The sequence below is a fragment of the Mesorhizobium sp. M7A.F.Ca.CA.002.15.2.1 genome, assembly GCF_003998715.1.
Classification (GTDB): domain Bacteria; phylum Pseudomonadota; class Alphaproteobacteria; order Rhizobiales; family Rhizobiaceae; genus Mesorhizobium; species Mesorhizobium ciceri.
This window is the reverse complement of sequence record NZ_RZPI01000242.1, coordinates 1-7313: the sequence shown is the minus strand read 5'-3', so window position 1 is coordinate 7313 and position 7313 is coordinate 1. Positions and strand designations below refer to the sequence as shown.

At 61.5% G+C, this 7313-nt stretch carries 7 protein-coding genes, 1 tRNA gene and 1 pseudogene; 7 read left to right on the top strand and 2 right to left on the bottom strand.

The genetic code is table 11. The features are described 5' to 3' along the window. The 6 genes and pseudogenes from ENZ74_RS15435 to glpK all read left to right on the top strand — a co-directional run. Nucleotides 1-187: pseudogene (locus tag ENZ74_RS15435) on the top strand (ABC transporter ATP-binding protein); the annotation flags it as partial. Beyond that, complete coding sequence (locus tag ENZ74_RS15430; RefSeq protein ID WP_013531810.1) at nt 188-1054, top strand: sugar ABC transporter permease; 867 nt, start codon at nt 188-190, stop codon at nt 1052-1054. Nucleotide 1055: 1 nt separating this feature from the next. Then, nucleotides 1056-1970, top strand: coding sequence for a carbohydrate ABC transporter permease (locus tag ENZ74_RS15425; protein ID WP_127312845.1), 915 nt, complete (start codon nt 1056-1058; stop codon nt 1968-1970). Continuing rightward, on the top strand, nt 1967-2260 hold the full coding sequence (locus ENZ74_RS15420; RefSeq protein ID WP_024503495.1) for a DUF2160 domain-containing protein: 294 nt from the start codon (nt 1967-1969) through the stop codon (nt 2258-2260). The genes ENZ74_RS15425 and ENZ74_RS15420 overlap by 4 nt, the downstream gene beginning before the upstream one ends. Nucleotides 2261-2339: 79 nt before the next feature. After that, nucleotides 2340-4067, top strand: coding sequence for an ABC transporter substrate-binding protein (locus ENZ74_RS15415; protein WP_013531807.1), 1728 nt, complete (start codon nt 2340-2342; stop codon nt 4065-4067). A 200-nt stretch (nt 4068-4267) separates the two neighbouring features. Next, nucleotides 4268-5761, top strand: coding sequence for a glycerol kinase GlpK (gene glpK / locus ENZ74_RS15410; RefSeq protein ID WP_063167947.1), 1494 nt, complete (start codon nt 4268-4270; stop codon nt 5759-5761). A 95-nt stretch (nt 5762-5856) separates the two neighbouring features. Here glpK and ENZ74_RS15405 read toward each other — a convergent pair whose 3' ends face one another. Then, complete coding sequence (locus ENZ74_RS15405; protein WP_063167948.1) at nt 5857-6342, bottom strand: BA14K family protein; 486 nt, start codon at nt 6340-6342, stop codon at nt 5857-5859. 257 nt (nt 6343-6599) lie between these two features. On the opposite strand from ENZ74_RS15405, the gene ENZ74_RS15400 reads away from it, so the two are divergent. Further along, nucleotides 6600-6675 (top strand) — tRNA-Lys (locus tag ENZ74_RS15400). A 247-nt stretch (nt 6676-6922) separates the two neighbouring features. Here ENZ74_RS15400 and ENZ74_RS15395 read toward each other — a convergent pair. Next, nucleotides 6923-7313, bottom strand: a 391-nt coding sequence (locus ENZ74_RS15395; protein WP_164761044.1) for a nucleoside deaminase, incomplete at its 5' end; no start/stop codon positions are given.

Sequence of the window (7313 nt, the reverse complement as noted above, 5' to 3'; positions counted from 1 at the left end):
GGCCGTGCAGGTCAGCAAGGTCGAGGTTCTCGGCCGCCACAAGGTGGTCCGCGCCAAGCTCGAAGGCCGCGAGATTGCGGCCGTCATCGGCGAGGACGAGACCGTGCCAGCCGATCCGAAGGTGCGGTTCGAGCCGGCCGGCATCAACATCTATGCCGATTCCTGGCGCGTCGAGATGGGGGCATAGATGGAAAAGACCTGGAACAACAAGGCCTGGTTCCTGGTGCTGCCGGTGCTGGTGCTGGTGGCGTTCTCGGCGGTCATCCCGCTGATGACCGTCGTCAACTATTCGGTGCAGGACACGTTCGGCAACAACGTCTTCTTCTGGGCCGGCACCGAGTGGTTCGAGGAACTGCTGTCTTCCAGCCGCTTCTGGGAAGCGATGGTCCGCAACCTGATCTTCTCCTTCATCATCCTGGCGATCGAAGTGCCGCTCGGCATCTTCATCGCGCTCAACATGCCGAAAAAGGGCTGGGGCGTGCCGGTCTGCCTGGTGCTCATGGCGCTGCCGCTGCTGATTCCGTGGAACGTCGTCGGCACCATCTGGCAGGTCTTCGGCCGCAACGACATCGGTCTGCTCGGCTACTACGTCAACGCGCTCGGCATCGACTACAACTATGTGCAGGACCCGTTCGATGCCTGGGTCACCGTCATCATCATGGATGTCTGGCACTGGACCAGCCTCGTCGTGCTGCTCTGCTATGCCGGCCTGGTCTCCATTCCGGATGCCTTCTATCAGGCGGCCAAGATCGATGGCGCCTCGCGCTGGGCGGTGTTCCGCTACATCCAGCTGCCGAAGATGAACAGGGTGCTGCTGATCGCCGTGCTGCTTCGCTTCATGGACAGCTTCATGATCTATACCGAACCCTTCGTGGTGACGGGAGGCGGTCCCGGCAACTCGACGACATTCCTGTCGATCGACCTCGTCAAGACCGCGCTCGGCCAGTTCGACCTCGGTCCGGCCGCAGCCATGTCGCTGGTCTACTTCCTCATCGTCCTTCTGCTGTCATGGGTCTTCTACACCGTGATGACCAACTACGACGCGGAGCGCTGAGATGACCGGCGCCAACGAAAGAGCCGATAGAGTGAGCGAGACCACAGCAGCGGGCAAACTGGCGAGCACACTCTCGCAGGATCAGGTCGCCCGGCTGATGCGCAAACGCGGCGAGGAATCGCGCTGGTGGTGGATCGTGCCGACGGTCTACATCGTCGTGCTTTTGCTGCCGATCTACTGGCTCATTAATATGAGCTTCAAGACCAATGCCGAGATCGTCTCCTCGCTGACGCTCTATCCGCACCAGCCGACGCTCGCCAACTACGTCACCATCTTCACCGACGCCTCCTGGTACTCGGGCTACATCAACTCGATCACCTATGTGGTGATGAATATGGTGATTTCGGTGGCTGCCGCGCTGCCGGCAGCCTACGCCTTCTCGCGCTACCGCTTCCTCGGCGACAAGCACCTGTTCTTCTGGCTGCTGACCAACCGCATGGCGCCGCCGGCGGTGTTCGCGCTGCCGTTCTTCCAGCTCTATTCGGCCTTCGGCCTGATCGACACGCACATTGCGGTGGCGCTGGCGCACTGCCAGTTCAACGTGCCGCTGGCGGTGTGGATCCTCGAAGGCTTCATGTCGGGTGTGCCGAAGGAAATCGACGAAACCGCCTATATCGACGGCTATTCGTTCCCGCGCTTCTTCGTCAGGATCTTCATGCCCCTGATCGCCAGCGGCATTGGCGTGGCCTGCTTCTTCTGCTTCATGTTCTCCTGGGTGGAACTGTTGATTGCCCGCACGCTGACCACCACCGACGCCAAGCCGATCGCCGCCACCATGACCCGCACGGTTTCGGCCGCTGGCATGGACTGGGGCCTGCTCGCCGCCGCCGGCGTGCTGACGTTGATCCCCGGCGCGCTCGTCATCTGGTTTGTGCGCAATTATATCGCCAAGGGCTTCGCCCTGGGGAGGGTTTGACGATGAATTTCGACCTCACCTGGATGGCGTGGACGTGGCCGACGGCGGCCTTTTTCGGGACCATCCTTCTGCTGCTGTGCGGCATGGCGGCTTGGGAATACGCTTCGCCGGGCGGCAATCCGCGCGTCGGCGTGCTGCGCTTCGAGACAACGCGCGGCGACCGTCTTTTCCTGTCGCTGCTTGGCAGCGCCTTTATCCATCTCGCTTGGTTGGGTCTTGTCGGATCCAACCTGTGGTGGGCTCTCGCTCTCTCCGTGGTCTACGCCATTGGCGTGTTCCGCTACGTATAGAGGGGGAAACTGTTGGAGCGACCGCGTGCCGGCGGCCGCTCCAGATCGCACTTGAACCTTAAAACTGTGGAGGAAACACATGCGAAGGCAATTTTTAACATCAACGACGGCCCTTGTCCTGTTGCTGGGCGTGGGCAATGCCTATGCCGGGATGGACGAGGCAAAGGCTTTCCTGGACAAGGAAATCGGCCCGCTCTCGACGCTCGACCGCGCTGGCCAGGAAGCCGAAATGCAGTGGTTCATCGATGCCGCGAAGCCTTTCGCCGGCATGGACATCAAGGTCGTTTCGGAAACCATCGCCACGCACCAGTATGAATCGCAGGTGCTGGCGCCGGCCTTTACCGCCATCACCGGCATCAAGATCACGCATGACGTCATCCAGGAAGGCGACGTCGTCGAGAAGATCCAGACCCAGATGCAGACGGGCCAGAACCTTTATGACGGCTGGGTCAACGATTCCGACCTGATCGGCACCCACTGGCGCTACCAGCAGGTGCGCAATTTGACCGACTGGATGGCGGGCGAGGGCAAGGATGTCACCAACCCGAACCTCGACCTGAAGGATTTTATCGGCACCTCGTTCACGACCGCTCCGGACAAGAAGCTCTACCAGCTTCCCGACCAGCAGTTCGCGAACCTCTACTGGTTCCGTTACGACTGGTTCAACGACGAGAAGAACAAGGCGGACTTCAAGGCCAAGTACGGCTACGACCTTGGCGTTCCCGTCAACTGGTCTGCCTATGAGGACATCGCCGAGTTCTTCACCGGCCGCGAGATCGACGGCAAGAAGGTCTATGGCCACATGGACTACGGCAAGAAGGACCCGTCGCTCGGCTGGCGGTTCACCGACGCCTGGCTGTCGATGGCCGGCAATGGCGACAAGGGCCTGCCGAACGGTCTGCCGGTCGATGAGTGGGGCATCAAGGTCGACGAGAATTCGCGTCCGGTCGGCTCCTGCACGGCGCGCGGGGGCGACACCAATGGCCCGGCCGCCGTCTACTCGATCCAGAAATACCTCGACTGGCTGAAGGCCTACGCTCCGGCGGAAGCCCAGGGCATGACCTTCTCCGAATCCGGCCCGGTTCCGGCGCAGGGCGCGGTTGCCCAGCAGATCTTCTGGTACACCGCCTTCACCGCTTCGATGGTCGATGCCGGCGCCAAGGCGGTGCTGAACGACGACGGTACGCCGAAGTGGCGCATGGCGCCGTCGCCGCATGGCGTCTACTGGAAGGACGGCATGAAGCTCGGCTATCAGGACGTCGGCTCCTGGACGCTGATGAAGTCGACCCCGACCGACCGCGCCAAGGCCGCCTGGCTCTACGCGCAGTTCGTCACCTCGAAGACAGTCGACGTGAAGAAGAGCCATGTCGGCTTGACCTTCATCCGCGAGAGCACGATCCACGACAAGAGCTTCACCGAGCGGGCTCCGAAGCTCGGTGGCCTGATCGAGTTCTACCGTTCGCCGGCCCGCGTTCAGTGGTCGCCGACCGGCACCAACGTGCCTGACTATCCGAAGCTGGCACAGCTCTGGTGGCAGGCGATCGGCGATGCGTCGTCGGGCGCCAAGACCGCGCAGGAAGCGATGGACTCGCTCTGCGGCGAACAGGAAAAGGTCATGAGCCGCATCGAGAAGTCGGGCGTTCAGGGCGATATCGGCCCGAAGATGGCCGAAGAGCATGACCTCGCCTACTGGAACGCCGACGCGGTCAAGAAGGGCAATCTCGCTCCTCAGTTGAAGATCGAGAACGAGAAGGAAAAGCCGATCACCATCAACTACGACGAACTGGTGAAGAGCTGGCAGAAGTAGCCTTGGTGTCGGCGCTCGCGCCAGCATCATGAGAATAGGGGGAGGCGGCATCTTGCCGTCTCCCCTGTTTGTGCAAAAGACTAAAGCGCGTCGCGTTGAGACGGATTCATGCAACGCGCTTTAGGTCTTTGTTTTTGTGCATGTCGTTCTCCCAAAACCGAGGTCACCTTTGGGCGACATGCATTAAGCGGGGAAGCAGAATGACCGGATACATCCTTGCCATCGACCAGGGCACGACTTCGACCCGGGCGATCCTGTTCGACGGCGATATGAAGGTCGCCGGCAGCGGGCAGAGGGAATTCATCCAGCACTATCCGGCCTCCGGCTGGGTCGAGCACGATCCCGAAGACATCTGGGCGAGCGTGGTGACGACCGTGAAGGCGGCGCTGAAGAAGGCCGGCCGGGCTGCATCCGAAGTGGCCGCGCTCGGCATCACCAATCAGCGCGAGACCATCGTCATCTGGGACAAGGCGACCGGCAAGCCGATCCACAATGCCATTGTCTGGCAGGACCGGCGCACCACGCCGCTGTGCCAGAAACTGAAGAAGCAGGGACTGGAGAAAAAGTTCACCAAAAAAACCGGCCTGCTGCTTGATCCGTATTTTTCCGGTACCAAGATCGCCTGGATGCTGGACAAGGTAAAAGGGGCGCGGCGTCGTGCCGAGAAAGGCGAGTTGCTCGCCGGCACCATCGACAGCTTTCTGATCTGGCGGCTGACCGGCGGCAAGGTCCACGCCACGGATGCCACCAACGCGTCGCGCACGCTGGTCTACAATATCGAGAAAAATGCCTGGGACAACGAACTGCTGTCGATACTGAACATCCCGGCGAAAATGCTACCCGAGGTAAAGGACTGCGCCGATGACTATGGAATCACGGAGAAAAATCTCTTCGGCGCCGAGATAAGAATCCTCGGTGTTGCCGGCGACCAGCATGCGGCGACCATCGGCCAGGCCTGTTTCGAGCCGGGCATGATGAAATCCACCTACGGCACGGGCTGCTTTGCGCTGCTCAACACCGGCAGCGACCTTGTGCGTTCGAAGAACCGGCTCTTGACCACTATTGCCTACAGGCTGAACGGCAAGACCACTTATGCGCTGGAGGGCTCGATCTTCATTGCCGGCGCCGCGGTCCAATGGCTGCGCGACGGCATCAAGGTGATCGGCAAGGCCGAGCAAAGCGGCAAGCTGGCTGCCGAGGCTGATCCAACGCAAAACGTCTACCTGGTGCCGGCCTTCGTCGGGCTCGGCGCGCCGCATTGGGACGCCGAGGCACGCGGCGCCATTTTCGGGCTGACGCGCAATTCCGGGCCGGCGGAATTCGCCCGCGCCGCACTCGAATCCGTCGCCTACCAGACGCGCGACCTGCTCGACGCCATGCGAAAGGACTGGAAGGGAGCTTCGGCCAAGACCGTGCTGCGGGTCGACGGCGGCATGGTTGCGTCGGACTGGACCATGCAGAGGCTGGCCGACATCCTCGACGCGCCGGTCGACCGTCCGACCATCCTGGAGACGACGGCGCTGGGTGCCGCGTGGCTCGCCGGGTCGAAGGCAGGCGTGTGGCCGGATGCCAAGAAATTCGCGAAGAGCTGGGCGCTGGAGCGGAGGTTCCAGCCGGCCATGGATGGCTCTGCGCGCGCAGCCAAACTTGCTGGTTGGCGCGATGCTGTGCGCCGGACGCTGAGCACGCCATAGGCCTCAGTTGGCAGGGGTGACCGAAAAGAAAGGCCCGCGCCACTTCTGGCATGGGCCTTCAATGCAGCACTATCAATTACTCCCACTCACCCACATCAATAAGGCGAGCGGCACTCCCTGCGGGGGCCGTAATTCGGCTGGAACGTGTTGTCCGAAGCACGGTAGCTGCGGTAGTGGTCGTAGCACCATCGCACATGCGCATTGCCTTCATAGACGCGGTTGTTTTCGTTGTTGATGATTGCCCCGGTAATCAGCGCGCCGGTAGCGAAGGCCGCAAGCGGGAACCAATAATCGCCGTGACGACGGTAGCCGGGGCGATATTCACGATAGCCCCGATGGCCGTTCCAATACATGCCGCGATTGCGGGAAAAATTGCGGTCACGCGAAAAACTGCGGTCACGCGAAAAATTGCGATTGTAGCGGTCCTTGCGCCACTCCCGGTACTGGACTGTCTGTACATCCGGCACCGCGACCTGGGACTGCGGCACATAGTTCGGTTGGGCATTAACCGACACCGCCTCCGCCGCAACGAATGTGGCGGAGAGAGCGGTCGCCAGCAGGCTCGTTGTGATTCTGTTCATTGGTCTTCTCCTCGATGGTTTGGCGGACGTCCCTGTGCCCGAAAAACGAGCGGCGCATACAATTGTTCCCCAGACTGGATGCCACCGTCAGGCATAAATGGCAGCGTTCCTTGGCCGTTCTCCCCCCGACAGCGCGTGGGACAAGTGCCGCGACAGGGCGAAGCCGCCCGTGTTTGCGAGACCTCTTTTTCCGGTTGACCGGTCGAGGCACTCTCCCTATGTTCCGCGCAATTTCGAGGGCCGCCTTTCGCCCGCGGGAGCGCGTAGCTCAGCCGGTAGAGCAACTGACTTTTAATCAGTAGGTCATGGGTTCGAATCCCATCGCGCTCACCATTGTTTTAGCATTAAATATCAGCCACTTAGGGCCTTTGAGTCTTTGAGAAAGCAGCGACTGTCCGAGTTTTCACGGCCTGCACGCCCTTCTCAAGGATCTCGCCACGGGCAACGCATGACAAGATCGTCCGACTTCGGATCGTTGATTCTACAAGTCTTTGATTTTGTTGAACGGCGGCGGCGGCTCCCACCGCGATCCGACAGTCACTGCTGCCATTGATCGACCTTACCGGCCGGGACGAAGCCGTCAGCGCTTCCAGAAATCGCGGTGCGGTGCGAGCATCTCGTCGGCGATTTCGGGGAAGGGGCCAAAGACCTCGATCTTTCTCTGGCCGGAGCCGAGGACGGTGCGCGAAGAGAGGCTCATCGTCGGATTCTCCGCGTGATCCCCGGTGAGCGCCAGGAGTTCGGTCTCCTCGACCCCGTAAACCAGCCGCCCGATATTGGCCCAATACATCGTGCCGGCGCACATCGCGCACGGCTCGAAGGTTGAGACCAGCGTGCATTGCCACAGGAACTCCGGCGCGTAGGCAGCCGCGGCGCGGCGGGCGAGCTCCGTCTCGGCATGGCGCACCGTGTCGAGATTGCCCTGCCGCATCAGCACGCGGTCATCCGGCCCGACCAGAACGCAACCAAAG